Below are 26,489 nucleotides of genomic sequence, written 5' to 3'. Positions count from 1 at the left end.
TTTTCCATGATAAACGATTTCGGGGACGAAAGAAACCGAACGAGGAATCAAATTGTTTTATCGGCACCATAAAGGTTCTTTTACCGAGCGCTTCGGCAGTGGTACAATAGGCTTTATCCTGTTTTAAGCCGCGTTCGGAGGTGCCCCATGAAATCGTCGGAAGTAACCGGAATTATCGATATCGGCTCCAATACCGTCCGGCTTGCCGTCTTCCAGGTCGCCGACAATGGAGCCCGCCGCATCGTCGACCAAGGACGCTGGCCCGCCCGCCTCAGCCGCCGGCTCACGCCGGACGGCAGGCTGCCGGATGAAGCCGTGAGCGAACTTGCCGAAGTGCTGAAGCATTACGTTCGCATATGCCGGATGCACGGCACGCAGCGGATTCGCGCCGTCGCGACGGCAGCCGTCCGCGCCGCGTCCAACCGCGAGGACGTGATCCGCCGGCTGTGCGAGGCCACCGGGCTCCGCATCGAAGTGCTGTCCGGGGAGGAAGAAGCCCATTACGGTTCCCAAGCCATGCTTCGCACGCTGGACATGGCCGACGGCTTCGTCGTCGACATAGGAGGCGGAAGCACGGAAATCACGCTGCTGAGGGACCGCAAGAAAATCGACGCCGTCTCTTTTCCGGTGGGCTGCGTCAACCTGGCGAACGTTTACGGGCTGAACGACGGCCCGGTTCCTTCCGCCGCTCTGGATGACATCCGATCGGACGTCCGCCGGCTGCTGGCCTCCAAGCCCTGGATTTCCGGATCTCCGGGTTTGCCTTTGATCGGCCTTGGCGGCACCGTGCGGGCGTTCGCGAAGTTCCGGCAGCGCGAAACGGATTATCCGTTTCCCCTGCTGCACGGATACGAGCAATCCGAAAGCGAGCTTGCCGCCTCCCTGGACAAGCTCGCCGCGCTGCCCGTCGCCGGCAGGCGCAAGCTTCCCGGTCTCTCGAAGGACCGGGCGGACGTCATCGTGCCGGGTTTGGCCATTCTGCAAGCCGTCATGCGGCATACCGGCGCGTCCCGGTTGACCGTATGCGGCACCGGCATCCGCGACGGGTTGTTTTTCGAGACCTGTCCGCCCGCCGTCGGCGAGCGGGAAATTCCGGTTCTGGAAGAAAGCATTCGCAACTTGAACGCCCTGTATCCTACCGCGCCGGAAGATCATCTGGAGCAAGTCCGCAAACTGGCGGCCGCCGTTTACGACTGTCTGAACGAAGACCAGACCTTGCCGGGGAAGGCCAAGGTCTGGCTGGATACGGCCGCCAGGCTGTATAAAATCGGCGCCGCCATCGATTTGAACGATTGCGCCGACCATACCTTCTATATGCTGATGCATACGCATTGGAACGGCCTTTCGCACCGGGAAATCCTTCTTACCGCGGCGACCGCCTCTTTCCGGGGCATAAACGCGCTGAAGCGCAACTTGGCTCCCTATCGTCCCATTCTCGAAGAAAACGATACGGAAACGGCCGCCAAGCTGGGATCCCTTCTGCAGCTGGCGATCGCGCTCGACAGAAGCGAATCGCAATCCATCCGTTCCTTGAGCGCGGACGCGGTCAAGAACAAGCTCGTGTTGACCGCCGACGCGGAACACGCCTTGTCGCTCGAGCGAATGGAAGTGGAATCCTTGTCCAAGGACTTCAAGAAAATCTGGGGCCTCACTCCGGTGCTATACGTTCGTTAGCCGAGATCCGCATACCCACCGTCTTCCACAGCGGGATGTCCGCAGATTCGAACTGGCTGCGCAGCGGGATCCCTTCCAGGGTCACCCGCTCGTAGCCGGCACCCGGTTTAAGCTCCCTCGCCTTGACATTGTCGTTCAAATTCAGCCGCAGCAAACTGAGCAGCATCTCCCTCAATCCCCTATCATAGACGGGACACATGACCTCGACCCTGCGGGTCAGGTTTCGCGTCATCCAATCCGCGCTCGAAATGTACACCTCTTCCGCCCCGCCCGCCGCTACGGCGAGAATGCGGGAATGCTCGAGAAACCGGTCGACGATGCTGACGATCCGGATGTTCTCGCTCAGCCCCGGAACGCCCGGCCGCAAGCAGCACACCCCGCGTACGATGAGTTCGATTTTCACGCCCGCCTGCGAAGCCTCGTACAGCTTGTCGATCATTTCCTGGTTGGACAGCGAGTTCATCTTCGCCGTGATCCAGGCCGGCATACCCTCGCGGGCATTGGCGATCTCCCGGTCGATGAGGTCGAACAGCTTCGGTTTCAGCGCGTCGGGAGCGACCGCGAACGCCTTCCAATCGTGCGGGGTGGAGTAACCCGTCATCTCGTTAAACAGAGCCGAAGCGTCCGCGCCGATGTCCGGGTGGCATGTGAACAGCCCCGCGTCCGTATACAGCTTGGCCGTGCTTTCGTTGTAATTGCCCGTCCCGACGTGCACGTACCTCCGCAAGGTTCCCGCTTCGCGCCGGACGACCAGCGTCACTTTCGCATGCGTTTTCAGCCCCGCCAGCCCGTACACGACGTGGCAGCCGGCTTTCTCCAATTGGCGCGCCCAGGCGATGTTGCGCTCCTCGTCGAACCTCGCCTTGATTTCCACGACGACCGTGACCTGCTTCCCCGATTCCGCGGCGCGGACGAGCGCTTGCACGAGCACGGAGTGGGCGTCGACCCGGTACAGCGTCATTTTAATCGCCAATACGTCCGGATCCATCGCCGCGTCGATCAGAAAGTCGTTCACCACTTCGAAAGATTCATAGGGATGGTAGACGAGCACGTCCCTTTCGCGGATGACCGCGAGCATGTCGTCGTCCTCGAATTCGGCGGGATACGCCGGCTCCACTTTCGGATAACGCAAATGGTCGTACCCGGTAAGCAGGCCCGAGAATTTGGACAAAAACGACAAATCCAGCGGCCCGTCGATTTCGAAAATGTCGTCATCCAGCTCCAGCTCGTCCTTCAACATTTCCAAAGCGCTGGGGTGCATGCCTTTCTCGATTTCGAGGCGTACGGGAAGTCCCCTGCGCCGCCTGCGCAGCTCCTTCTCCAGTTCGAGCAGCAGATCCTCCGCTTCCTCTTCATTCAGTGTGAGATCGGAATTCCGCGTGATGCGGAAGGCATGTACCGCTTCCGTCTCGTAACCGCTGAACAGCAGGCCGATATGCTGCTTGATCAAATCTTCCAATAGTAAATAGGATTGCTTCCGGGAATTGCGGCGCCCCGGTACGAGAACGGTACGCGGAAGGATCGAAGGCACCTGCACGATGGCGCAGAAGTTCCGTTCGTCGGTTCTCGGAATGGGATTCAGCGGGCGCAGAACGACCGCCAGATAGACTTCCCGGCTGTGGACGAGAGGAAACGGCCGGCTGATGTCGACGGCCATCGGCGTCAATACCGGGTAAACGATGTCTTGAAAATACGTCTTCATCGCTTCGCCTTGCGAAGGAGTCAATTCCTCCCAGGAGACGATCGAAGCGCCTTCCTTGCTCAGCAGGCGCATCAACTCGCGGTAAGTCCGGTACTGATCGCGCACGAAACGGCCGGTGCGTTTCATCACCCGCTTGATCAGCCCCTGCGGCGTGTACCCGGTGAAGTCCGTTTTATTCAGGCCCGCTTTGCGTTGGTCCTTCAGGCCGGCGACCCGGACGCCCATGAACTCGTCGAGGTTGCTCGAAGTAATGGCTAGAAACTGGAGACGCTCCAGCAGCGGAGTCGATGCGTCTTCCGCCTCCTCCAAAACCCTCCGATTGAATTCGAGCCAGCTTAAATCCCGGTTGATGTATTTTTTCGCGTATCCGGAAGAAGACCGAACCAATGCCCTTTTCATCCTGCTCTCCCCCTGCATGCTTCCGCTTTCGGACTGACGGCGGATACCATCCTTCTATTATGTTTACCGAATGTAAATGGAGCGTATGCCGGACGTTAACGCCGTGTAAAATGGCCGCCACCCGAAAGTGACGGCCATCATGGGGAACTTGCGCTATCGGCGGAACGGGCCGCCTCGAATCGAGAGGGAACCGGTTCGGACCAGCCGCTCCAGCCCTGCGTAGAGCAACAATCGGTAAAAGGGACGGGTCAACGGGAATAAAAGCGTAACGCCCACGATGTCCGAGATAAAACCGGGCATGACCAGCAGCAAGCCCCCGGCGAGCACGCACAATCCGTCAAGAAGGGCCTTGCCCGGCATTTGACCGGATTGAAGCTGATGTTGGGCTTCCCGCCACACTTTGCGGCCTTCGTTTCGGGCGAGCCAAGCCCCGCCGAAGCCGGAGAGCAGCAGCAGGCCGAACGTCTGCCAGCCGCCGATCCAGCGGCCCATTTGGATAATGCCCCAAAGCTCCGCCGCGGGAACGATGATGATCAAAGCCGCGAGCCATCTGAACATGGCGGCGCCCTCCTTAATCGGCCGACCCGGACCGCGCGGCCAGCTCTTTCATTTTGGCGAACAGGTCCGGCGCTTCCCGGTCGAGCCTTACGGGTTTCCAAGCGGCGTTCACCCACACGTGACGGGTGCTCCCCGCCACGAGAATTTCTCCAGGAGGCTCGTCTCCTTGCCAAGCCGCCCCGTGTTCAGAAGCCAAGTCGCCCGCAACGACGCGGGACTGGAACCGTACGCGAAGCGCCGACATCTCGGCCATCTGGGTGCACACCGTGACCCAGTCGTCATAGCGGGCCGGCTGCAGGAACGACGCCTCCATATGGGTCACCGGGAGCAGCAGTCCCTGGTTCTCCAAATCCCGATAGCTGATGCCGGCATGACGGACCCATTCCGTGCGGCCGATCTCGAACCAATTCAAATAATTGGCGTGGTAGACGACCTTCATTTGGTCCGTTTCCTGATACCTTACCCGCAGCGTATGCAAATACCACGTCTTCATCGGGTGCTTCCCCTTCCTGACAAGCAAAGGCGACGGCTTAAGCCGTCGCCTCTGCGTCGTGTTCGTCGCGTATGCGGTTTACAGGACTTTGGCTTGACCGGAGTAAATCAGGCCTTTTTCAGCGTAGATGGTCACTTCCATGCCGTCCTTGAGCGATTTCGTGGCTTCGTCCACGCCGACGATAACCGGGATGCCCAGGTTCAGGCCGACGACGGCCGCATGGCAGGTAATTCCTCCGCATTCGGTGATGACGGCGGCCGCTTTCTCGAACGCCGGCATGTATTCTTTGTCGGTCGACGGCGCAACCAGGATTGCCCCGGTCGTCATCTTGCGGACGGCTTCTTCCGGCGTTGCCGCCACGACGACTTTGCCCGTCGCGCTTTGCGAGCCGATGCCTTGACCTTGCGCGATCAATTCGCCGACGTTATGGATTTTGATCAGGTTGGTCGTACCCGAACGTCCTACCGGCACGCCGGCCGTAATGACGATCGTGTCGCCCAGGCGAACGAGTCCGGATTCCATGGCTCCGCCGACGGCGATGTCGAACATTTCGTCGGTCGTCGTGGCCGGATTGCCGCTGACCGGGATGACGCCCCATACCAGCTGCAGGCGGCGTTTGACTTGCGCATCCGGCGTTACGGCGACGATCGGCGCTTTCGGTCGGTATTTGGACACCATGCGGGCCGTATAGCCGCTCTCCGTCGACGTCACGATCGCTTTGGCGTCCAGATCCAGCGCGGAGTTGGCGACCGCTTGGCTGATCGCTTCGGTGACGGACGTCTGTGCCGCGTTGGCTTGCTTCGTGAAAATTTCGCGGTAGTGCAAGGCGGACTCGGCGCGCTCGGCGATGCGGGACATCGTCAGCACGGATTCCACGGGGTATTTGCCCGCGGCCGTTTCGCCGGACAGCATGATCGCGTCGGTGCCGTCGAAGATCGCGTTCGCGACGTCGGAAGCTTCGGCGCGCGTCGGGCGCGGGTTGCGCTGCATCGAATCGAGCATTTGCGTGGCGGTGATGACCGGTTTGCCGGCGCGGTTGCACTTCTCGATCATGCTTTTTTGAACGAGCGGAACTTCCTCGGCCGGGATTTCGACTCCGAGGTCGCCGCGGGCAACCATCAGGCCGTCGGAAACTTCGAGGATTTCGTCGAGGTTATCCACGCCCTGCTGGTTTTCGATTTTGGAAATGATTTGGATATGGCGGGCATTGTGGCGCTCGAGCAGCTCGCGGATTTCGAGAACGTCGCTGGCGCGGCGCACGAAAGAAGCGGCGATGAAGTCGATGCCGATCTCGATGCCGAATTTGATGTCGTTGATGTCCTTCTCCGTCAGGCCCGGCATGGAAATGGCGACGCCGGGAACGTTAACGCCTTTCTTGCTCTTGATCGGGCCGCTGTTGACGATCTGGCACTTGATTTCCGTGCCTTGGATGTCCACGACCGTCAGGCCGATGAGGCCGTCGTCGATCAGGATCGTCGATCCGATATGTACATCGGACGGCAAATCGGCGTAAGTGACCGGAATGCGGTCCTTGTCGCCCAGGATTTCTTGGGTCGTCAGCGTGATGTAATCGCCTTGGACGAGCTCGATCGGCTCTTCCTTGAGTTTACCCAGCCGGATTTCAGGTCCTTTGGTATCCAACAGGATGGCGACGGTTTTGTTCAACTCTTGGCAAGCTTGGCGGATCGTGCGGATCCGGTTGCCGTGCTCCTCGAAATCGCCGTGCGAAAAGTTCAGGCGGGCAACGTTCATCCCGGCCGTAATCAGCTTTTTCGTGTTTTCGAGCGACTCGCTGGAAGGTCCGATGGTACAGACGATTTTCGTTTTGCGCATGGTTTCTCTTTTCCTCCGTTTTATCCATCCGTGGCATAAACCCGAAAACTACCATACATCATTCCCCGGAAAATGTACAGAAGGCAACCGGGGAAATTCGACATGGCAGTCTCGGGGTCTTGCATGAAATTATTCCGCTTGGGATAGGGCCGCTGCGGACGCAAACTTGCCGATTTTGCGGAATTTGGCATAGCGATCCTCGATGAGTTCCGCGGACGACAAGGTTTTCAGTTCTTGCATATGCCGCCAAAGGGCTTCCTTAATGGATTCGGATTGAGCGGCGAGATCGCGGTGCGCCCCTCCGTGCGGCTCGGGGATGATATCCTCGATGACGCCGAATCCGAGCAAATCTTTCGCGGTTATTTTCATCGCTTCGGCGGCTTGGTCGGCCTTGGAAGCGTCTTTCCACAAAATCGAAGCGGCTCCGTTCGGGGAAATGACGGAGTAGATCGCGTTTTCGAGCATCAGAACGCGGTTGCCGACGCCGAGCGCCAGCGCCCCGCCGCTTCCGCCTTCGCCGATGACGACGCAAATGATCGGAACGCCGAACATCGCCATTTCATGAAGGTTGCGGGCGATCGCTTCCGACTGGCCCCTCTCCTCGGCGGTGTCGCCGGGATAAGCGCCTTTCGTGTCGATGAAAGTGATGATCGGCCGTCCGAACTTGTTGGCCTGCTGCATGAACCGCAGCGCCTTGCGGAAGCCTTCCGGGTGCGGACTGCCGAAAAACCGCTGGATGTTGTCCTTCGTGTCCTTGCCGCGCTGATGGCCGACGACCGTGACCGGAACGCCGTTCAGCTTGGCCAAGCCGCCTACGATCGCCAAGTCGTCCGCGAACACGCGGTCACCGTGCAGCTCTATGAAATCGGTGAAAATGTGCGGAATGTAATCCAGCGTCGTGGGACGGGCATGGTGACGGGCCATATGCATGATCTGGGCCGCCGACATGTTGCCGTAGATTTCCTGTTCCAGCTCCTGGTAGCGCACTTCCAGACGTCCGATTTCGTCCGTGAAGTCGATCTCTCGCTCCGAGCCGAACTTCTTCAGCTCGTCGATCTTCTTGCGAAGCTCGGCGAGCGGTTTCTCGAAGGGGAGTTCATTAGACATCCGACGGTTCCCCTTTCCCATAATGCATGTCGAGCAGCTTGGCTAAAAACGCCTTCATTTCCTTGCGGTGGACGACCTTGTCCAGCTGACCGTGCTTGAGGTTGAATTCCGCGGTCTGGAAGTTATCCGGCAGCTTCTGGCGAATCGTTTGTTCTATAACGATGCGGCCGGCGAAACCGACGATGGCGCCGGGCTCGGCCAAATTGTAGTCGCCCAAGCTCGCGAAGCTGGCGGAAACCCCGCCGAGCGTCGGGTCCGTGAACACGGAAATGAACAATCCGCCCTGCTCCTGGAAACGGGCCAGCGCGGCGCTCGTCTTGGCCATCTGCATCAGGCTCAGGATGCTCTCTTGCATCCTCGCGCCGCCGGAGGTCGAGAACATGATGAGCGGCAGCTTCTTCTCCGTCGCTCTCTCGATCGCGCGGGTCACTTTCTCGCCCACGACCGAGCCCATGCTGCCGCTGAAGAAATCGAAGCTCATGACGCCGATGACGACGCCGATGCCTCCGATTTCCCCTTCGCCGGTGACGATCGCGTCGTTCAACCCGGAGCTCGCTTTCTGCTGTTCCAGCTTGGAAGCGTATCCCGGGAACGACAACGGGTCCTCCGAGACCAAATCCCCATCAATCTCAAAAAGACGCCCTTCGTCGAGCGTCATCGCGATGCGCTCCAAGGCGTTCAGTCGAAAATGGTGACCGCAGGTCGAGCAGACCTTCAGGTTCTTCTCCAGCTCTTTGCTGAACAGGATAGTCCCGCATTTGGGACACTTGTTCATGAGGCCTTCGGGAATTTCGCGCTTGGGACGTTCCGCGTTAACGCGTTCGGAAGGGATGACGGCATACTTTTTCTTTTGAAACAAATCCTTGAACACAGCGACACCTCACAAGGCGAACTAGATGGCGTTCCGTCCGGTCGGGAAGCGGGCACCGGTTCAGCCGCAGGCCGGTCATAGCGGGAACTGAAGCTGATTAGGGGTGCAGGATGCTTCCCAGCACTTCCTGAACTTCCCGCACTTCGCCGGAAGGAACCAATATTTCGTACTGCGGTTTGGTCAAGTTGATGGGGCGAACCCGCACGAGAAACCCTTGCTCGGTCAGGCGCTTCTGAATCCGTTCGGCGATCTTCGCGGTCGGCGCAATGTAAATGACCGTCCACATGAAGCGAACCCCCATTGTTTTGTGGCTTTGATTAAAATTACTTAAAGAATGCAATATCCGAATCATAGCACATCCACCTTGAGGCTAGCAACAAAACAGCATCCGATCCCTTATGCGACGCGGCTTGCGGGGCACGGGAGATCCCGGTCGGGCACCGCGGCGAAGCAATTTGGCAGCGTGCACGCGCCGTAATCGGGACGTGCTTCGCAGTTAAGTAATAGTCGTTTACTTAAACCGTCCCACCCCTCACCGTCCGCTGCACTTAAGTAAATCTCCGTTACTTAAATCGTCGCACTCCCACCATCCGCTGCACTTAATTAATTCTCCGTTACTTATATCGCCGCCCCTCCACCATCCGCCGCACTTAAGTAAATCTCCATTACTTATATCGCCGCCCCTCCACCATCCGCCGCACTTAAGTAAATCTCCGTTACTTAAATCGTCGCACTCCCACCATCCGCTGTCTTCCTTCCCACGCCAAAAAGGGTTGTCCGCCGGACAACCCTTTCACTGTAATTATGTGTTACTTTACGCGGACGGAGCCGTCTCCGAGCAGGCTTTCGATCGCCTTGAACAGTTCTTGCGACGGCTTAATGCGAAGATCGTCCGACAGCGCAACGGTGCGATGTCCGCGGTCATAGTGCAGCACGGTCTGCAGCGGGCCGGAGTGCGCGGCGAGCAGTGATTTAAGCCGCGTCAGCAGCGCGGCTTGCTCGTGGGCTTCGTCGATGCGGATGTACGCCCGCTGCGTCTTGTCGGCGGTCCTGCCCGCCGGGGCGGCAGAGCCGCCGCTCGAGGGTACTGCGGCGGTCGCCGCAGGAGCCGCCGCTTGCCTCCCGGCACCGCCCGGGCTTCCCGGCCGAACCGCCGGGCCCGAGGCGCCCGCTGCCGCAGGTTGCGCGGGCCTCGAGCCCGCGGAATCGCGCCGCGGACCGCGGTCGCCCGGCGCCGAAGCCGCCAGCCTGCGCAGGCGCCCGACCTGCGCGCGCAATTCCTGCGCGTCCAGCGGCAGGATGTCGTCCGCGAGCAGCTTGTAATCCTCGTCTCCCTGCTGCACCTTTGCCCGGACGAGCACGAGCGAGCCCTTCTTCACGTAGGCCGAAGCCGTCTTCCAGACGCTCGGGAACGCGACGAGCTCCGCCGTCATGATCCGGTCCTCGATCTCCAGGAACGCCATCGCCTGCCCCTTGCGCGTGACGAAAGGCTTCAAGGAAACGATCATGCCCGCCACCACGGCGGACGCGCCGTCCGCCGCCTCCGTCAAGTCCACCAGCCGGTCCATCCGAAGCTCTTCCGACAAGTCGTCGTACTCGTCCAGCGGGTGGCCCGACAGGTAAAGCCCCATCAGCTCCCGCTCGAACTCCAGCGTCTGGGCGGCGCCGAACGGCGCCACTTCCGGCAGGTCGACGATCCAGTTCGGCGATTCACCCAGATCGAACAGCTCGATCTGCAGCTCTTCCTTCTCTTTGCGCCACATCGCGGCCGCTTCCACCGACTCGTCGAGCGCGGCAAGCTGCTGCGCGCGGTGTCCGGGCAGCGACCCGAGCGCTCCGGCGAGAAGCAGCGACTCGATGACCCGCTTGTTGCAGACGCGGGGATCGACGCGGCGGCACAAGTCGATCAGCGATTCGAACTTCTTCTCCTTGCGTTCCGCCAGGATCGATTCGATCGCCTGCGTGCCGACATTCTTCACCGCGGCAAGGCCGAAACGGATCGCTCCGCCCGAGGAAGCCTCCGAGCCCTCACCTAACACGGGCGTAAACAAAACGCCGCTCTCATTCACGTCGGGCGGCAGCACCGGAATGCCCATATGGCGGCATTCGTCGACGTACTCCGCGGTTTTCCGCTGGTTTCCGATCACGGACGTCAACATGGAAGCCATGAACGGAACGGGATAATGCGCCTTCAAATAGGCCGTCTGGAAAGACAGCACCGCATATGCTGCGGCGTGCGCGCGGCAGAAGCCGTAGTCGGCGAAACGAACGATCAGATCGTATACCCCGTTCGCTTCCTCTTCCGTATAGCCTTGCTTCAAGCTGCCCGCGACGAAATGGGTCCTCTCTTCGTCGAGGATCTCCCGCTTTTTCTTGCCCACCGCCCGTCGCAGCAAGTCGGCTTCTCCCAGCGAGAAACCCGCCATCGACGAGGCGATCTGCATGATCTGTTCCTGATAGACGATGATGCCGTACGTATCCGACAAAATCGGCTCCAGAGACGGATGCGGATATTCCACCGCGATCTGTCCGTGTTTGCCCTTGATGAATTGGGGAATGAATTCCATCGGTCCCGGACGGTACAGCGCTAGTACGGAGATGATGTCCTCGAACGAAGACGGCTTCAGCTCCTTCAGAACCCGCCGCACGCCCGAGCCCTCCAATTGGAAGATACCCGTCGTGTCCCCTCTGCCGAGCAGCGCGAACGTGGCCTCATCGGTGTAGGGGATGTCTTCCCAGCGAATTTCCTTGCCGGTCTGCTCTCGGATCCAGTCCACCGTCCGTTCGATGATGGACAGGTTGCGGAGCCCGAGAAAGTCCATTTTCAAAAGGCCGACCGATTCGAGATGCTCCATCGAATACTGCGTCAGCGGAACGCCCTCGGTTCCTTCCTGAAGCGGCACGTAATCGGTCAGCGGCGTCGGGGCGATGACGACTCCCGCCGCGTGCGTGGACGCGTGGCGGGGCATCCCCTCCACCCTGCGCGCCATCGCGATCAGCTCCGCGGCGGTGCCTTCGCCTTCGGCGAGCGCCCGGAATTCCGGGCTTTCCTTCATCGCCCGGTCAATGGACATGCCGGGCATACCGGGGATCAGCTTGGCGGTCTTGTCCACTTCGCCGTAAGGCAAGTTCATGACCCGGCCGACGTCCCGGACTGCCGCGCGGGCGGCGAGCGTTCCGAAGGTGATGATTTGCGCCACGCGGTCGTCCCCGTATTGTTCAGATACGTAACGGATGACCTCGTCCCGGCGGATGTCGCTGAAATCGATGTCGATATCGGGCATCGTCACCCGTTCGGGGTTCAAGAACCTCTCGAACAGCAGCTTGTGCTTGATCGGATCGACGTCGGTTATCCGCAGCACGTAAGACACCAGGCTGCCCGCCGCGGAGCCCCGGCCGGGTCCCGTGGCGATGCCGTTCTCGCGGGCGAACCGAATGAAATCCCAGACGATCAGGAAATAATCCTCGAAGCCCATCCGCCCGATGACGTCGAGCTCGTACAGCAGCCGGTCCTCGGAAGCCTTGCGGAAACCGGCGTCTCCCCACTCGGGCGTCCCAGAGTATCGCGCCTCCAAGCCTTCCCGGCACAACGCCGCCAAATAAGCCCCGGCGACCATCCCTTCCGGCAAAGGCGCGAACTGCGGCAGCACGTGCCGGCCGAATTCCAGCTCCAAGCTGCAGCGTTCGGCGATCGCGGCCGAGTTGGCCACCGCCTCCGGCACGTGCCGGAACAACGCCGCCATGTCCTCGCCGCTTTTCAAATACAGCTGCGTCGTGTCGATTTTGAACCGGTCCTGATCTTCAAGCGTCTTGCCCGTCCCGATGCAAAGCAGAACCTCCTGAAGAGAGTGATCCTCCTCGTTCAGGTAATGGGAATCGTTCGTGGCCACGAGCGGAATGCCCGTTTCCTCCGCCAGCTTCAGGATGCCGGCCGACACCTTTTTCTGCTCCAGCATCCCGTGATCCTGGATTTCGAGGAAGTAATCCTCCCCGAACAACTCCCGGTAACGCATCGCGACCGACTTGGCCGCGTCATAACGGTCGGACAGCAGGTGCTGCGACAGCTCCCCCGCAAGGCAGCCGCTTAAGCAAATCAAGCCTTCCGCATGCGCGGTCAGCGCTTCGAAATCGATTCTCGGCCGGTAATAGAAGCCTTCCAAATGCCCGATCGAAGACAGCCGCATCAGGTTGCGGTAGCCCGCTTCGTTCTTGGCCAGCAGCGTCAAATGATAGATCGGCTGCTCCTTCCGCGACGCCTTCTCGTGCCGGGACCCGGCAGCCACGTAGGCCTCCATCCCGATGATCGGCTTGATGCCGCGCTCCTTGCAGGCTTTATAGAACGGCACGGCCCCGTACATGACGCCGTGGTCCGTCAACGCAAGCGCCGGCATGCCGAGCTCCGCCGCGCGGGAAACCATGTCCCGGATGCGGGCCGCGCCGTCCAGCAGGCTGTATTCGCTATGAACGTGAAGATGAACGAAGCCGCACATCCGATTAACCCTCTTTCATTTTCGCCCAGTCATGCTTTGATCCCCATTATAGCACATATGTTCGGTATTTGAAGCGGAACCTGTCCCATACATATGGTAGTGGAGGGATGGACATGAGCGAAATCTATGCGAAAGCGGTCTTCTGCTTCTTCATCGCGTTCGGCGTCGTCATGGGGGGCGCGCTTCTGGCCGGCATGGGAGCGGTTTTCGCCTGGCTGCCGCCGAAGGACGAAATGCTGAAGGTGGCCACCAACCTGAAAATATGGGCCCTCGTCGCCGCCGTCGGGGGCACGATCGATCCGATTCGCGTCATCGAATCCAACGTGATGGAAGGTCATATTTCGATTGCCGTTCGGCAGATCGCCTTCATTTTGTTCGCTTTCCTCGGCGCCCACATGGGCACCGAACTGATCCAGTGGATGTGCAGAAGCGGGAGGTGACGCGGCATGCGGGTTCCTTCGTTCGAGCGGTTCCGGCGGATTTCGGCCGCGGGGGCTTTTTTCGTTTGCGGCATGGTCGTGGGAGCCGCGGTCTGGAGCGGGCTCGCCAATGAGGAAATGAACCAGATGCTCCTGCGCAAAATCGAGCTCGAGGAACAGATCGCCGGTTACAAAGAGGACCTCAAACGGCTCCAAAACGATACCGAAAAAGGCAGCGTCATCCAGAGCATCACGGTGTTCATCGAGGAACCCGAGGGGAAAAACAGCATCGACCTCGTGACCGAGAAGGAGTTGAAAAAACGCGTCAAAGACGATCTTGCCGGCTTCCGAGGACGGAGAATCTATGACATCGGCAAAGATGCGCGATTCGCGAGGAGCCTGCTCGAAAAGAAAGTTTATTCCGGCATCGGCGAAAACGACTACGAGGTCCGGATCAGGACCATGCTCGTGGCCGACGGCGTGCTGCAGGTGTGGGTGGAAGCGAAGATTCATTTGCGGCCATAGAGGATTCGTGACAAACTGATACCGTAAGGTTGCAACAAGACCGGACGGGGAGGAAACGGCTTTGTACCGGATTCTGATCGTGGAAGACGACGACAAAATCGGCGCGATCCTGAGATCGTGCATGGAAAAATACGGTTTTGAGGCGCAGGTGGCGAGTCGGTTCCGGGATATCACGGGTGAATTTGCGGAATACGGCCCCCACCTGGTGCTGATGGATATCCACCTGCCTTATTTCGACGGCTTTTATTGGTGCCGGCAAATCCGGCTGCGCTCGAACGCGCCGATCCTTTTTCTGTCGGCCCGCTCGGGAGAGATGGACCAGGTGATGGCGATCGAAAACGGCGGGGACGATTACGTCACGAAACCGATCCACATGGACCTGCTGATGGCCAAAATCCGCGCGGCGCTTAGGCGGGCTTACGGCGAATATGCCGCTTCCCCGGCGGGGGCGGACGCACAAGATGCGTTGACCGCAAACGGCCTGACCCTGTACGGCCAGCGCAGCGAATTGGAGTGGAGCGGCCGACGGGTGCCGCTCACGCAGAACGAGCGCTTACTCGCGGCCGCGCTGATCCGCGCATCGGAGCGGGTTGTGTCGCGTGAGGAGCTGCTTGAAGCCCTCTGGGACGATGCCGAGTTCGTAGACGACAATACGCTGACCGTGAACGTGACGCGCCTGCGCAAAAAGCTGGACGAGCTCGGCCTGCCGGGCGCCGTGGACACGGTGCGGGGACAAGGCTACCGCCTGAAGGCTGCGGAACTCGGGCGGAACGGAGGACGCCAATCATGAATCGGGAACTCTCTCGGCGCCAGCCCGCTTACGGCTGGCGCGATTTTGCGTTGGACAGGCTGCCTTTTGTCGCGGCGTTCCTCGTCGGCATCACGTTCGTAGCCGCCGTCATCCTATTAGACGTTCACCAATCGGGCACCGACGTCAGTTCGGGCAGCCTCCTCTACCTAGCCATTCTTGCGGTGTTCACGCTCGGAGCGTGGCTGGCTTACGACGGCTTCCGCAAACGGGCCTTTTACCGGGAGCTGAATGCCGCGGCCGTACGGTCCCATGAGCTGGACGCGCCGCTGGTTCTGCATTCCGCGTCCACCCGCGAACACCAAGCGGTTGCCCGGCTGCTCGGCGGCCTGCATGAAGCTTACGCGGGCGAACTGGCACGTTCCCGGCGGGAGCAAGAGATCCGCCGCCATTTTACGATGCAGTGGGTCCACCAGATGAAAACGCCGCTTGCGGTCATCGACCTGCTGCTGCAGGAGTCGGCGCTGGAAGGGCGCCCCGAAGGCGCGCCGCCGGACGGCCGGGACCGCAGCATCGCGGAGGAAACCGAACGGATGCGCCGCGGTTTGGACATGATGCTCCATACGGCGAGGCTGGACCGGTTCGAGGTCGACCTGAACGTCCGGCAGGTTTCCCTTCGCGAACTCGCGACCGCCGTCCTCCACGACTACAAGAAGCTTTGCATCCACCACTCCGTGTTCCCGAAGGTAGTAGGCGACTCGACGGCGGAAACCGACCCGAAATGGATGAGCTTCGTGCTCCACCAGCTCGTCGCCAACGCCATCAAATACTCCAAGACGAAGCCCGGCAGCAAAAAACTGCTCGTGGCGATCGAAGCGGCTTCCGGCGGAGGCTGCACGCTCACGGTCCGGGACGAAGGCATCGGCATTCCGCCGCAGGATCTTCCGCGGATCTTCGATCCCTTCTTCACGGGGGAAAACGGCCGTTCAACGGAAGAATCGACCGGCATGGGCCTGTATTTGGCCAAACGGGTATGCGCGAACCTTGGCCACGGCTTGTACGCTGAGTCGACTTTGGGTCTAGGGACGGAGATGAAGGTGACGTTCCGCCCCGGGGGCATCCACCGAATGTGACGAAAATGTAAGGCGGCCGGCCCCTTTTTGTAAGGAAAATCGATGGGAACACCTCCCTGCGGACCGATATACTTGGACTATCAAGAACAACCGACAGGCTTGGGAGGTAAAGGAATATGGCTATCCTTCGCACGGAAGGATTGTGCAAAACTTACGGTTCCAAAGGAAACGTCACGTACAGAGCGCTGGAAAACATCGACCTTGCGGTCGAGCCGGGAGAATTCGTCGGCATCATGGGTCCGTCGGGGAGCGGCAAAACGACGCTGCTCAACCTGCTGGCGACGATCGACAAGCCGACGTCCGGCACGATCGAGATCGGCGGCACGAACCCGGCGGCTTTGGGCGATCGGGAGATCGCGCTGTTCCGCAGAAAACGGCTCGGCTTCGTCTTCCAGGACTTCAACCTGCTGGATACGTTGTCCATACAGGAAAACATCATTTTGCCGCTCGTACTCGACGGGACGCCGCCCAAGGAAATCGAAAGCAAGCTGCGTCCGATCGCAGAATGGCTCGGCATTGCCGGCATCTTAGGGAAACGGGTGTACGAAGTGTCCGGGGGACAGAAACAGCGGGCGGCCATCGCGAGGGCGGTCATCCATGAACCCGCTCTGCTGCTCGCGGACGAACTGACGGGCAATCTCGATTCCAAATCGGCGAAGGACGTTATGGAAGCTTTGCAGGATTTGAATGAACGACTCGGCGCGACGGTGCTGATGGTGACCCACGACCCGTTTTCGGCCAGCTACTGCAAACGGGTGATTTTCATCAAAGACGGCCGGATGTTCTCGGAGATGCGTCGGGGCTCGAACCGCCAAGCGTTCTTCCAACTCATACTGGATGCGCTGAGCGTGCTGGGAGGGAATTTCGATGACGTTCCGTTCGCTCGCGCTTAGCAACGTCCGGGGCAACCTTCGCGCTTACGCCGCCTTCCTGCTCAGCAGCATCTTCTCGGTCATGATCTTCTATTTGTACGCAGCATTCCTGTACCACCCCGGCGTCGTGAGCGGGGAAATCGCAGCGGCGGGGCAAGTCCGGCAAGGCATGCTCATTTGCGAAATCCTGATCGTGATTTTCTCTTTTTTCTTCGTGCTCTACTCCAGCTCCGCGTTCATGAAGACGCGCAAAAAAGAGTTCGGCCTGTTCTCCCTGTTCGGCATGACGAAGGGACAGATCCGCAAAATGGTGCTGTACGAGGGAGTATTCCTCGCGCTGATCTCGATCGTCTTCGGCATCGGGCTCGGCATGCTGTTCAGCAAGCTTTTCTTCATGGCGTTGACCGCCCTGCTGAACTCCGGCACGGTGATCGGATTCGCCGTTCCTTGGAAAGCGGTCATCTTGACCGGCGGCGGATTCTTCGTGCTTTTCGTCGCCATCACGCTGCTCACGCTAAGGAAAACGGGCCGTTCCGAAATCGTGGACCTTCTCAAGGAAGCGAGCAAGCCGAAAATCGAGCCGAAGTATTCCAAATGGCTGACCGCGGTTTGCGTCGTTTGCCTCGGCGCCGGCTACGGGCTGGCGGTATCGATGTCGTCGCTTACGTTTCTGATTCTCATGCTGCCGGTCGTCGGTTTGACCGTGATCGGGACCTATTTTCTGTTCACCCAGGGCAGCATCGCGGCCATCCGTTTCCTGCAGCGGCGCAAGCCGGTATATTATCGCCGGACGAATTTGCTCACGGTTTCGCAAATGGCTTTCAGAATCAAGGACAATGCGCGGGTCCTCTTTACCGTATCGATCCTGAGCGCGGTGATGCTGACGGCTTCGGGGACGGTTTACGTTTTCCAGAAGGTGCAGCGGGATCAATTGCTCGAGCATATGCCGAACACCATCGGTTACTACGAGAGAGGCAACGTCGGCCATGAGGTCGCCGATCCGGAGGACATAAGAAGGATTTTGCGCGAAGACGGCCGGGAGCTTGCGTGGGAGCAGCGATTAGCCGGCCTGGCGGCCGACAAAGTCACGCTGATCCAAGGGGAAACGTCCGATCCGAGCCCGCTGGGCGGCGATGACGGCGTGATGCTCGTGCCGGAGACCGGTTACAACGCCGAGGCGGCGAAGCAAGGGAAATCGTCGTTAGCAGTGGCTGCCGGAAAAGCCGTCGTCGTGCTGCCTTATCGGGAGATGCAGGGCCGTGCCCGTTATGAAGGATGGAATTTGGACGCGCTGCTGAACGGCAGAACGGAACGGTTCGAAGTCAGCGAAACGACGGCCGGCGCAATCGTCAGCCCCGTCGGCACCGCGACTTACATGATCGTCCTCGACGATGCGGATTATGCGAGTCTATCGGCGGCTTCGCCTCCATCGCGGATGCTTACGGCTTACGGCTTCGAGTGGAAGAACTGGGAAAACGAAAGCAGTCTCGCCACGGCGGACAAAATCCGCAAGGCCATGTCGCCCGCCGCCGATCGGCAGGCGCAGACGAAGCGTGTCTCCTACTATCTCGATACCAAGAGAAGCATGGCCTTGACGTTCTTCATCGGGATGTTCATCACCCTTCTTTTCTTCGTGGCATCGGGGAGCATGTTGTATTTCAAAATGTTCACGGAGCTGCAGGAGGATTCCGCGCAATTCCGCTCCTTGGTGAGGATCGGCATGACCGCCTCGGAAATCCGACGGATCGTCGTGACGCAAGTCGGCATCGTGTTCTTCGTGCCCTGCGTCGTCGGAATCGTCCACGCGCTGTTCGCGATGTACGCGTTAAGCAACATCCTCGGCGATTCCGTCTTCGCCTACTCTTCCATCGTCTTTATCGTGTACGTCGCGATGCAGGCCGCGTATTTCGCGATCAGCTGTTTGACTTACATGAAAAGCATCATGGCCGGCACGAAACCCGCCGCTTCGGCCGCGTAAACGGCCTCGGATACAAACAAGCGCTTCCCAGGCGGGAGAGCGCTTGTTTTCCGTTTATGGTACAATCAGGGTCAGCATTTCGTGACGGAATTGCAAAAGGAGTGTTCATCGTTGATCAACGCCATTCAATGGGTGCTCGGCGCACTCATTATCCTGACTTCCTTGTCGTCCGTTTTCTTCAGCGTCCGTTCCCGGCGTTCCGCCAACGGGCGCCTGCGCGGACTGTACGCCGCCCGGATGAACGTCAGCATGGGGCTCATGCTCCTGTTCATCGCGCTCATCCAAATGACGCTGTTCAGCGGATCGACCGTCCGCGTCATCGTCGGGGCTTTGTTTTTCCTGGTCGGCTTGTTCAATCTTTTCGCGGGGCTGCGCAACCACTCGCACTTCAGCCGGCAAGGGTAAGCCTCAACCCGGATCGATCGTCTGTGCGGTCATCATCGCCTTGGCGATGAGCTCCCCGTCGTGAGAGACCTGGATCTCCATCTTGACGAACCGCCGGCTCGCCTCGATGACGAGCGGCTGGATCGTGATGACCGCCTCGATCGGCACCGTCCGGAGAAAGTAAGTCGTCATGTTCTCCAGTACGTGCTCGCTTCTCCGCAAGTCCTCCACGGCCCGCGCCCCGGCCTGCTGCATGAGCGCCGCCAGCACGCCTTCGGACACCGTTCCGAGCGGCCCCGACATCTGGGGCGTGGCGGTGCCGGTAAAGTAAAGCCTTCCCTCTTCGTCCCGGCTTTCCGCCAGACCGCTCCACATCAGCGCATCGAACGTTTCCCCGAGCTGCGCCGGACGTCCCTCGAACTGCATCGCCCTCAGCACTTCCGCGCGTCCGATCGTGCCGATCAGCTTGCGATAGCGGTCCGTCACGGGCAGCAGCTCCAAGCCTTCCGATACGAACCGGTGAGCGGCGGAGGCGACCGGCGTCGCCATGGTCACCGTCGTGGGCCGGCGGGTCATCAGCTTGTCCAGCGTCTGCGATGACGCGGAGCCCGCGACGTCCTTGGACGTGATCATCCCCACCACCCGGTTCCATTCGTCCGTGATCGGAAACCGCGAGCCGCCCGTTTCCGCGCTCAGCTTGAGGAAATCCGCCACGGTCGCGGATTGCTTCAGCGATCCGATTTTGGTGGAAGGCTCGACGAGATCGGCGATCATCATGATTTTGCGTTTGATTAGCCGGTCGTACATGGCCCGGTTGATCATCGAAGCGACGGTGAACGTATCGTGGCGGCACGTCAGGATCGGCAGCCGCCGGTCGTCCGCGAGCGCCTTCACGTCCTCGCTCGTACCGAATCCCCCGGTAACCAGCACGCCCGCTCCGTGCTCCAGCGCGATGCGGTGCGCATTCTCCCGGTTACCGACGATGAGCAGGCTTCCCGCGTCGATATAGCCCCGCATTTCGTCCAACTCCATCGCGCCGATGACGAACTTATGGAGCGATTTCTCCAGCCCTTCTTCGCCGCCGAGCAGACTGCCCTGTACGATCTCGAGCACTTCGGCGAACGTCAGCTGCCCGGGGTTGCCTCGGCGCTTCTTGTCCACCCGGACGGTGCCGATCCGCTCCTTGGTGCTGATGAAGCCGAGCTGCTCGGCTTCTTTCAGCGCCCGGTACGCGGTACCTTCGGAAACGCCGCGGTCCTTGGCCATCTGGCGCACCGAGATTTTCGTGCCGACGGGCAGCTCGCGAATATAGTGAAGCAGCCGCTCGTGCTTCGTCGCTTCTCCCGCTTTCGGATCGTTACCCGACACTGCCGCTCCCCCGTTCCCTAGAACATCGTGTACAACACGCCGATCGCGATCACGTAGACGCCGATCACGATGCCGAAAAAGACAAATCTTCTGCCGGACGTTACTTCATGCAGCTCCACCGCGGCGAACAACAGCGTGCAGAGGTTCAGGAGCAGCAAGCCGATCATCAATACCAGCGAGAACTTCCACAAAACGAAGGCGATCAGCCCATTCACCAGGTAGGCGGCGCCGAACCAAGCCTGCGTTCCGCCCAGGTAAGCCGACGCTTCCATCCAGCCGCGTTTGCTCTCCCCGAGCCGATTCCCCGCCGCCGTCAAGACGACGACGATGACGATGATCGAGACGATTCCCGCCCACAGCGACTTCCCGACGGACGCTCCGCCTATGGCCGCGCTATAGACCAAATCCGCGAAAAAAGACAAAGAACGGACGAAGCCGTTCTGCAGCGCCCAGAACCAGATCGCGAACCCGAGGATTCCGATGGCGGAGGCGATGAACCCGTAGAGCCAATCGTCCTTCGGTTCCAACTTCATGCTATTGTTCGGATGCTTGATCAACCCGAGCACCTTCTTGGGTTCGAAGCCGGGAGCAGACATGTGGACGACCCCTCTCCTGTCAGTTCGACGATGAAGGTCGTGCGTCCTTGCGTCAGCCTCTTCATCGCCTGCTGCACATCGTACTCCGATTCATTGTCCAACGCGGAGGCCGCTTCGTCAAGCAGGATGACCTGACCGAAGAAATCACCAAGGCAAAGGTTGGCCGAGCAAATCGACGAACACCGTTTGATCTCCCTGGGCGATATCGGTACGATAGACGGTTTCCAGAATATGAGCGGCCGCTTCATCCGGCGTATAAGTCGCTTCGGAATCGAGCTTGCCCTGCATGTGCGTCTGCACCCAGCCGGGATGGACGGACAGCACCCTCGCTCCCGTTCCCTTGAACTGGTTGTGGAGCAGCGCCGTCTGCATGTTCAGCGCGGCTTTCGACATGCTGTAGGCGAACCAGTTGTTCCGCCAGCAGTCGCCGATGCTTCCCGCTTCCGAGGAAATATTGACGATCAGCTTGTCCTCCGAACGGAGGATCGTTTCGAGCAGCGCGTTCGTCATGCGGAGAGGTCCAAGCGCGTTCACGTTATAGACGCCGAGCATTTCGTCGTAGTCCAGGTCGTCATAGACGGTTTTCCGGATATCGCCCAAAATGGCGCCGTTGTTGATCAGCAGATCGATAGAGGCAGCGGTACCTTTTACCCGTTCAGCCGCTTCTTTCACGCCGATGCCGTCCGAAACGTCGAGCCTGATCGGATAGAGGGCATGCGGATGTTCCTCTGCAAGCGAACCGAGCTCCCCCGGATCCGCTTGATAGTGTCCGGCGAACACCCGGAATCCTTGCCTCAACAGCAGGCGGACAAACGCGAGACCGAGTCCCCTGTCCGCTCCCGACACGAAAGCCGATTTCATTTCGGATTCCTCCTAGGTTACGCTCACTCTTCCTTTCCCTCCATTCTACCGCCTTGGGCAATCATTCGAAACCGGGTCCGCGAATAAGATCAGAGTGAGCGATGAACGGGGAGGAACTCGGATGCTCCCGAATTACGGCTATTTCACGAAATGCGCGAATGTTCCGGTCGAGTTCCCGCCCCAATACCAGCCCGGACAGCCCGGCATCGAATCCATCATGGTCCCGAGACCCGTTTCGGAAAATCCCTCAGCGCCCGGGAGCGGTAAGCTGCACGGAAAAGTCGCCTTGATCACCGGCGGGGACAGCGGGATCGGACGGGCGGTCGCCTATCTGTTCGCCAAGGAAGGCGCGGACCTCGCGATCGTCTATTTGAACGAGCACGGAGATGCGCTGGAGACGCAGAACCGGGTCGTACAGTGGGGCCGAAGATGTATGACGATCGCGGGAGACATCGGATACGAGCCGTTCTGCCGGCATGCGGTGCAGCAAACGGCTGCCGCTTATGGCCGCATCGATATCCTGGTGAATACCGCGGGGGAGCTGCATTATCGGAATGGTATCGGCGACATCACTTCCGAACAGCTGGAACGCACGTTTCGGACGAACGTTTTCGCCTCCTTTTATTTCGCTAAGGCCGTATCCCCTTTCATGCAACCCGGAAGCGCCATCATCAATACGAGCTCGGTGGCGTCGGATACGGGATTCGACGGCGCCATCGACTACACGGCCAGCAAAGGCGCGGTCGACGCCTTTACGCGCGCGCTGGCAACCTCGCTGATCCGCCGGGGAATCCGGGTAAACGCCGTCGCGCCGGGCAGAACCTGGACCCCGCTCATCCCCTCGGCGATTCCGCCGGAGCTTTATATGTCGTACGGCTACGATACGCCGATCAAGCGAACGGCGCAGCCCGTGGAGATCGCTCCCGCGTATTTGTATTTGGCGTCCGCGGATTCCAGCTATACGGTAGGACAAACCCTGCACGTGAACGGCGGGGAATTTTACGGTCTCTGAGGCACGTTCGGCGGTAAATGCCGGAGGATAAAACGGTAAATCCATAGAAGGACGAAATCGCAAAACACGTATACCAACGCCGAATAAGCCAGCTTCCAGCCCGTGTAGTGAAAGACGCCGAACCGATCGAACAGCCACTCTATCGCAAGGGATAACACGATCCATGCCAAGATATAAAGCAGAAGCTTCCCGCCCCGCAGTTTCCATTTGTCGTAAATATAGAGGAACAGGTAAGCATACGCCGGATACACGAATATGGCGAGCACTGCTCCGGAAATCTCGTAAGACTGGTTATCGCCGCAATAATACATCCGGAACGGAGTGGCAGCCAGCGCGTAATCGAAGGTTTCGACGAGGGCCGTGACGAACAGCCATAAGAGGAGGATCACGGCGGGGTGGAAATGTTTCCTGACGCATAGGAACAAGCATACGGAAAGCACGGCACCGCCCAGGATGAACCACTCGTTTCCGCTCATCGTGAAATTCATGCCCGTCTTATCCCTCCAAGGAGCTTTCTGCGGAAATAAGCCATGAAACCCAGGGCAACGAGCAGGATCAGCAGCCATATGGCGGGCGACCACCAGAATGCCCAGCTCCTATGCACGTGGATGCCCGTCCGATCGTCGATCCATTCCAATCCCGTCAACACGCATACCCCGGCGAGCACGGTCCCCGCCTTTCCCGTCATCGTGCGGCATGCCGTGCAGAGGTCCAGAATCAATACGATCGCAAGCGGATACAGCACGAGCCGGTTGACGAGATCCGCACCCTCGAAGCTCAAAATATCGGGAATGTCCGTGAAGCGGGTATTCATGTAGAAAATCGCGGAGTAATTTTGGACAAGTATGATAGACAGAAGCCAATAAGCCAATACTTCCAGTGATTGGATGCGCCTCTTCCGGATCGCGAGAACATACAGGGCGGCGGCAGCATTGGCGATGAGGTAAACGGCGAACGTCATTTACGCATACTCCCGATTCCATCGTTTTCCTCATTATCGGCCGATTGCGGCGTCCCTATCCAACTCAAAAAACCTTCCTTTCGTTCCCCCGGGAAGGTAACGAAAAAGAAGGCCTGAGTCGATTCTCATCGACAAACATGGGCTTAGATCTTCAACTCGCCAAGCTTGATCAACTCGACAACCGCTTGAGAACGACCTTTGACGTTCAGCTTCTGCATGACGTTCGAAATGTGATTTCGGACCGTTTTCTCGCTGATGAACAATTGCTGGGCAATGTCGCGAGTCGTTTTGTCCTGCACAAGCAGTTCGAACACTTCGCGTTCCCGATTCGTGAGAAGGAATTTGCTCTTGTGGTCGCTGCCTTTCAACGTGTGTCACCCCTCCTTGCCCGGGCTGGAATCAATACAAGGGATAGGGATACAGTCAACTTTATCTTATGAAAGGGGTTTTGGAGTGGTGCGGTAGGGGGGCAGAAATGGGCGAACAAGAAAAGGAAAAAATACGAAAAAAAGCCCCGAATCGGGGCCGCGCGGAGTTCGTCCATTGGGTTGAGCCCGACGATGCCGCGGTCAGCGGGTACCGGACGTTCCGAAAGTTCCGGAGGTTGCGGACCTTCCGTTCGTTCCGGAAGTGGAATGAGCCGGGAAAATCCTCGACACGAGCGCGTTAAACTCGGCCAAATAGTCCTGCACCGGATGGCCGGCCGCGGCGGCTTCGCTGTAATGCGTTAAGCGGTCGACGAATTCGGGGTTCGACGTCACGTACACGTTCTGAATGAGCGGAGACATCGCTTTGACCCGGTCCGCGATTTTATCTTTCAGCTTCCCCTCGACGTCCGCCGCTGCCGCGTTCATCTGCCCCGAGCGATTCGGGGTGATGCCCACGTAGGCGTTATGGTCCGTCAGCATGACGCGTGCCGCCCCCACTCCCGGCATGGCGGAGAGCTCATTTTCGATCCGGTCGTTCGTCCGAAGGTGGTAGTTGTCGTGCGCTCCAACCACGAAGTTGTTCAGGCCGTTGCGGCCCATCCAGCGATTCTGCTCATTGGCTTGGTCGTTGGCAAATCGCGTGCGGTACGTCGGCGCGCCGAAGGAGTGCGTGCCGTTAATCGGAAGCCCGTTTTTCACGTAATCGTTGGCATAATAGGGACGAATGTTTTTCTGGCCCACATCTCCCGTATTACAACCCGATACGGCAATCGCAGCGGATAATAAAACGGAAGAAGCCAAGATGCCCTTACGCATCGAATACCCCCTTGCGCTGAGATCGGCGGTCTCCGCCAATGCTTAGGGTCTGCCGCGGACTCGGCGGCTATTCGGCTTGCGGTTTGGGTATTGTTGTAGTATCATGAGGGTGAATATAACACCTGGTACTAATACCAAGTTACAAATAACGGTTTTGCCTTATTCATTAAGCGAAAGCGAGGAATTCCGATGAACGCGTCTGCCGCTTCTTCTTCCGGTTTGCTGTCCCGTGCCGCCATCACCGCGATCGGTAGCCATGTCCCCGAAGGGTTGATCACGAACGCCGATCTGGAACGCATGGTCGAGACCGACCATGAATGGATCGTGAGGCGGACCGGCATCGTGACGAGACACAAGGCCGCCGAAGACGAATTTACGAGTCACCTGGCCGTGAAAGCGGTCCGGAACCTGATCGAACGCTACTCCGTCGATGCCGGCGACGTGGACGGCGTCATTGTGGCTACAACGACGCCGGATATGCCCTTCCCTTCCGTCGCTTCACAAGTCCAGAAGGCGTTCGGCATGACCGGCGCGTTGGCGGTGGACATCAATGCCGCCTGCGCAGGATTCGTGACGGGTTTGCAGATGGCCAACGGCCTCATTCTCTCCGGCGCTTACCGCAAAATCCTCGTTATCGGAGCCGAGACGCTTACGAAAATCACCGACTATACGGACCGCACGACGTGCATTCTATTCGGTGACGGGGCAGGCGCCGTCCTGGTGGAGGCCGTTCCGGAAGGAACGTTCCTCTCCAGCTACGCCGCTACCGAAGGCGCGGGAGGCAACCAGGTGTACATCACCGGCCTGTCGAAGCTCTGGGAAGGCCAGGTCCTCCCCGGCGAAGGCAAGCTGGTGCAGAACGGACGGGAAGTTTACAAATGGGCGCTCTCCACGATCCCGGACGCCGTCGTCCGCATGACGGAGGGAGCCGGTTACCAAGTGGGCGATCTGGACTGGTTCGTCCCTCACAGCGCAAACCTGAGGATGATCGAAGCGATCTGCGAACGCCTGCAGCTGCCGACCGAGAAAGCCCTCCAAAGCGTCATCGACAACGGGAACACCTCGGCCGCCTCGATTCCCCTCGCGCTCGATGCCGGCGTACGGGACGGAAAGCTGCTTCCCGGTCAACTCGTCGCCCTGTTCGGATTCGGCTCCGGCTTGACGCAGTCGGGCGTCGTCCTGCGCTGGACTGCCGGAAACGGTAAATAAACACCATGGCATATAAAAATCGGGCCCCCGCACTGGGAAGGCCCGATTCGTT

25 protein-coding genes are annotated in these 26,489 nt (G+C 59.5%); 10 read left to right on the top strand and 15 right to left on the bottom strand.

The features are described from left to right. Window positions 1-147: 147 nt before the first annotated feature. Entirely contained in the window at window positions 148-1,674 is a 1,527-nt protein-coding gene (locus tag EAV92_RS02040) for a Ppx/GppA phosphatase family protein (protein WP_123039533.1), read from the top strand. Here the strand turns inward: EAV92_RS02040 and ppk1 are convergent. The 8 genes from ppk1 to EAV92_RS02000 form a co-directional block, all read right to left on the bottom strand. Further along, complete coding sequence (gene ppk1, locus EAV92_RS02035; RefSeq protein WP_241158407.1) at window positions 1,649-3,775, bottom strand: polyphosphate kinase 1; 2,127 nt, start codon at window positions 3,773-3,775, stop codon at window positions 1,649-1,651. The genes EAV92_RS02040 and ppk1 overlap by 26 nt on opposite strands. A gap of 153 nt (window positions 3,776-3,928) precedes the next feature. Further along, window positions 3,929-4,333, bottom strand: coding sequence for an FxsA family protein (locus EAV92_RS02030; RefSeq protein WP_123039531.1), 405 nt, complete (start codon window positions 4,331-4,333; stop codon window positions 3,929-3,931). Between the two features lie 13 nt (window positions 4,334-4,346). Next, window positions 4,347-4,826: an acyl-CoA thioesterase gene (locus EAV92_RS02025; RefSeq protein ID WP_123039530.1), complete on the bottom strand. Its 480-nt coding sequence runs from the start codon at window positions 4,824-4,826 to the stop codon at window positions 4,347-4,349. Window positions 4,827-4,904: 78 nt separating this feature from the next. Further along, window positions 4,905-6,659 carry a pyruvate kinase gene (pyk, locus tag EAV92_RS02020; RefSeq protein WP_123039529.1) on the bottom strand — a complete coding sequence of 585 codons (1,755 nt, stop codon included), beginning with the start codon at window positions 6,657-6,659 and terminating at the stop codon, window positions 4,905-4,907. A 129-nt stretch (window positions 6,660-6,788) separates the two neighbouring features. Beyond that, window positions 6,789-7,766 (bottom strand): acetyl-CoA carboxylase carboxyltransferase subunit alpha, encoded by a 978-nt coding sequence (locus tag EAV92_RS02015; RefSeq protein WP_123039528.1) that lies wholly within the window; start codon window positions 7,764-7,766, stop codon window positions 6,789-6,791. Further along, window positions 7,759-8,637, bottom strand: a complete 879-nt coding sequence (gene accD / locus EAV92_RS02010) for an acetyl-CoA carboxylase, carboxyltransferase subunit beta (RefSeq protein ID WP_123039527.1) — start codon at window positions 8,635-8,637, stop codon at window positions 7,759-7,761. Before accD ends, EAV92_RS02015 begins: the two co-directional genes overlap by 8 nt. 97 nt (window positions 8,638-8,734) lie before the next feature. Next, on the bottom strand, window positions 8,735-8,923 hold the full coding sequence (locus EAV92_RS02005) for a glutamate decarboxylase (RefSeq protein WP_123039526.1): 189 nt from the start codon (window positions 8,921-8,923) through the stop codon (window positions 8,735-8,737). A 523-nt stretch (window positions 8,924-9,446) separates the two neighbouring features. Further along, the gene (locus tag EAV92_RS02000) at window positions 9,447-13,127 is read right to left on the bottom strand and encodes a DNA polymerase III subunit alpha (protein ID WP_123039525.1); all 3,681 of its coding nucleotides are present in this window, start codon (window positions 13,125-13,127) and stop codon (window positions 9,447-9,449) included. A gap of 113 nt (window positions 13,128-13,240) precedes the next feature. Between EAV92_RS02000 and EAV92_RS01995 the strand changes: the two genes are divergently transcribed. The 7 genes from EAV92_RS01995 to EAV92_RS01965 all read left to right on the top strand — a co-directional run bounded on the left by EAV92_RS01995 (window position 13,241) and on the right by EAV92_RS01965 (window position 19,207). Beyond that, the gene (locus EAV92_RS01995) at window positions 13,241-13,567 is read left to right on the top strand and encodes a YtrH family sporulation protein (RefSeq protein WP_123039524.1); all 327 of its coding nucleotides are present in this window, start codon (window positions 13,241-13,243) and stop codon (window positions 13,565-13,567) included. Between the two features lie 6 nt (window positions 13,568-13,573). Continuing rightward, window positions 13,574-14,071: a sporulation membrane protein YtrI gene (locus EAV92_RS01990; protein WP_123039523.1), complete on the top strand. Its 498-nt coding sequence runs from the start codon at window positions 13,574-13,576 to the stop codon at window positions 14,069-14,071. 61 nt (window positions 14,072-14,132) lie between these two features. Beyond that, window positions 14,133-14,861: a response regulator transcription factor gene (locus tag EAV92_RS01985; protein ID WP_123039522.1), complete on the top strand. Its 729-nt coding sequence runs from the start codon at window positions 14,133-14,135 to the stop codon at window positions 14,859-14,861. Further along, window positions 14,858-15,952, top strand: coding sequence for a sensor histidine kinase (locus tag EAV92_RS01980; protein ID WP_123039521.1), 1,095 nt, complete (start codon window positions 14,858-14,860; stop codon window positions 15,950-15,952). The genes EAV92_RS01985 and EAV92_RS01980 overlap by 4 nt, the downstream gene beginning before the upstream one ends. A 116-nt stretch (window positions 15,953-16,068) precedes the next feature. Further along, window positions 16,069-16,845 carry an ABC transporter ATP-binding protein gene (locus EAV92_RS01975; RefSeq protein WP_123039520.1) on the top strand — a complete coding sequence of 259 codons (777 nt, stop codon included), beginning with the start codon at window positions 16,069-16,071 and terminating at the stop codon, window positions 16,843-16,845. Beyond that, window positions 16,820-18,802, top strand: coding sequence for an ABC transporter permease (locus EAV92_RS01970; protein ID WP_123039519.1), 1,983 nt, complete (start codon window positions 16,820-16,822; stop codon window positions 18,800-18,802). Before EAV92_RS01975 ends, EAV92_RS01970 begins: the two co-directional genes overlap by 26 nt. A 111-nt stretch (window positions 18,803-18,913) precedes the next feature. After that, window positions 18,914-19,207, top strand: coding sequence for a YtpI family protein (locus tag EAV92_RS01965; RefSeq protein WP_420888798.1), 294 nt, complete (start codon window positions 18,914-18,916; stop codon window positions 19,205-19,207). A gap of 3 nt (window positions 19,208-19,210) precedes the next feature. Here the strand turns inward: EAV92_RS01965 and EAV92_RS01960 are convergent, their stop codons facing one another. The 3 genes from EAV92_RS01960 to EAV92_RS01945 all read right to left on the bottom strand — a co-directional run bounded on the left by EAV92_RS01960 (window position 19,211) and on the right by EAV92_RS01945 (window position 22,011). Further along, complete coding sequence (locus EAV92_RS01960) at window positions 19,211-20,554, bottom strand: DRTGG domain-containing protein (RefSeq protein ID WP_241158406.1); 1,344 nt, start codon at window positions 20,552-20,554, stop codon at window positions 19,211-19,213. A 17-nt stretch (window positions 20,555-20,571) separates the two neighbouring features. After that, window positions 20,572-21,150 carry a hypothetical protein gene (locus tag EAV92_RS01955; protein ID WP_164472604.1) on the bottom strand — a complete coding sequence of 193 codons (579 nt, stop codon included), beginning with the start codon at window positions 21,148-21,150 and terminating at the stop codon, window positions 20,572-20,574. 144 nt (window positions 21,151-21,294) lie between these two features. After that, on the bottom strand, window positions 21,295-22,011 hold the full coding sequence (locus EAV92_RS01945) for an SDR family oxidoreductase (RefSeq protein WP_123039517.1): 717 nt from the start codon (window positions 22,009-22,011) through the stop codon (window positions 21,295-21,297). 121 nt (window positions 22,012-22,132) lie between these two features. Here EAV92_RS01945 and EAV92_RS01940 point away from each other — a divergent pair, with 121 nt between their 5' ends. Next, on the top strand, window positions 22,133-23,023 hold the full coding sequence (locus EAV92_RS01940) for an SDR family oxidoreductase (RefSeq protein ID WP_123039516.1): 891 nt from the start codon (window positions 22,133-22,135) through the stop codon (window positions 23,021-23,023). On the opposite strand, the gene EAV92_RS01935 is transcribed toward EAV92_RS01940, so the two are convergent. From EAV92_RS01935 to EAV92_RS01920, 4 genes are all read right to left on the bottom strand, one after another. Continuing rightward, the gene (locus tag EAV92_RS01935; protein WP_123039515.1) at window positions 23,011-23,511 is read right to left on the bottom strand and encodes a hypothetical protein; all 501 of its coding nucleotides are present in this window, start codon (window positions 23,509-23,511) and stop codon (window positions 23,011-23,013) included. The genes EAV92_RS01940 and EAV92_RS01935 overlap by 13 nt on opposite strands. Continuing rightward, entirely contained in the window at window positions 23,508-23,984 is a 477-nt protein-coding gene (locus EAV92_RS01930) for a hypothetical protein (protein ID WP_123039514.1), read from the bottom strand. The genes EAV92_RS01935 and EAV92_RS01930 overlap by 4 nt, the downstream gene beginning before the upstream one ends. A gap of 143 nt (window positions 23,985-24,127) precedes the next feature. Next, window positions 24,128-24,352, bottom strand: a complete 225-nt coding sequence (locus tag EAV92_RS01925; protein WP_019422432.1) for a helix-turn-helix domain-containing protein — start codon at window positions 24,350-24,352, stop codon at window positions 24,128-24,130. A gap of 201 nt (window positions 24,353-24,553) precedes the next feature. Next, window positions 24,554-25,228 carry a YhcN/YlaJ family sporulation lipoprotein gene (locus EAV92_RS01920; RefSeq protein ID WP_123039513.1) on the bottom strand — a complete coding sequence of 225 codons (675 nt, stop codon included), beginning with the start codon at window positions 25,226-25,228 and terminating at the stop codon, window positions 24,554-24,556. A gap of 189 nt (window positions 25,229-25,417) precedes the next feature. On the opposite strand from EAV92_RS01920, the gene EAV92_RS01915 reads away from it, so the two are divergent. Beyond that, on the top strand, window positions 25,418-26,437 hold the full coding sequence (locus EAV92_RS01915; RefSeq protein ID WP_123039512.1) for a ketoacyl-ACP synthase III: 1,020 nt from the start codon (window positions 25,418-25,420) through the stop codon (window positions 26,435-26,437). Window positions 26,438-26,489: the final 52 nt, after the last annotated feature.

The organism is Cohnella candidum, assembly GCF_003713065.1.
Taxonomy (GTDB): domain Bacteria; phylum Bacillota; class Bacilli; order Paenibacillales; family Paenibacillaceae; genus Cohnella; species Cohnella candidum.
Note: the sequence above shows the minus strand (reverse complement) of the source record. Positions and strands in the feature narration are given on the sequence as shown.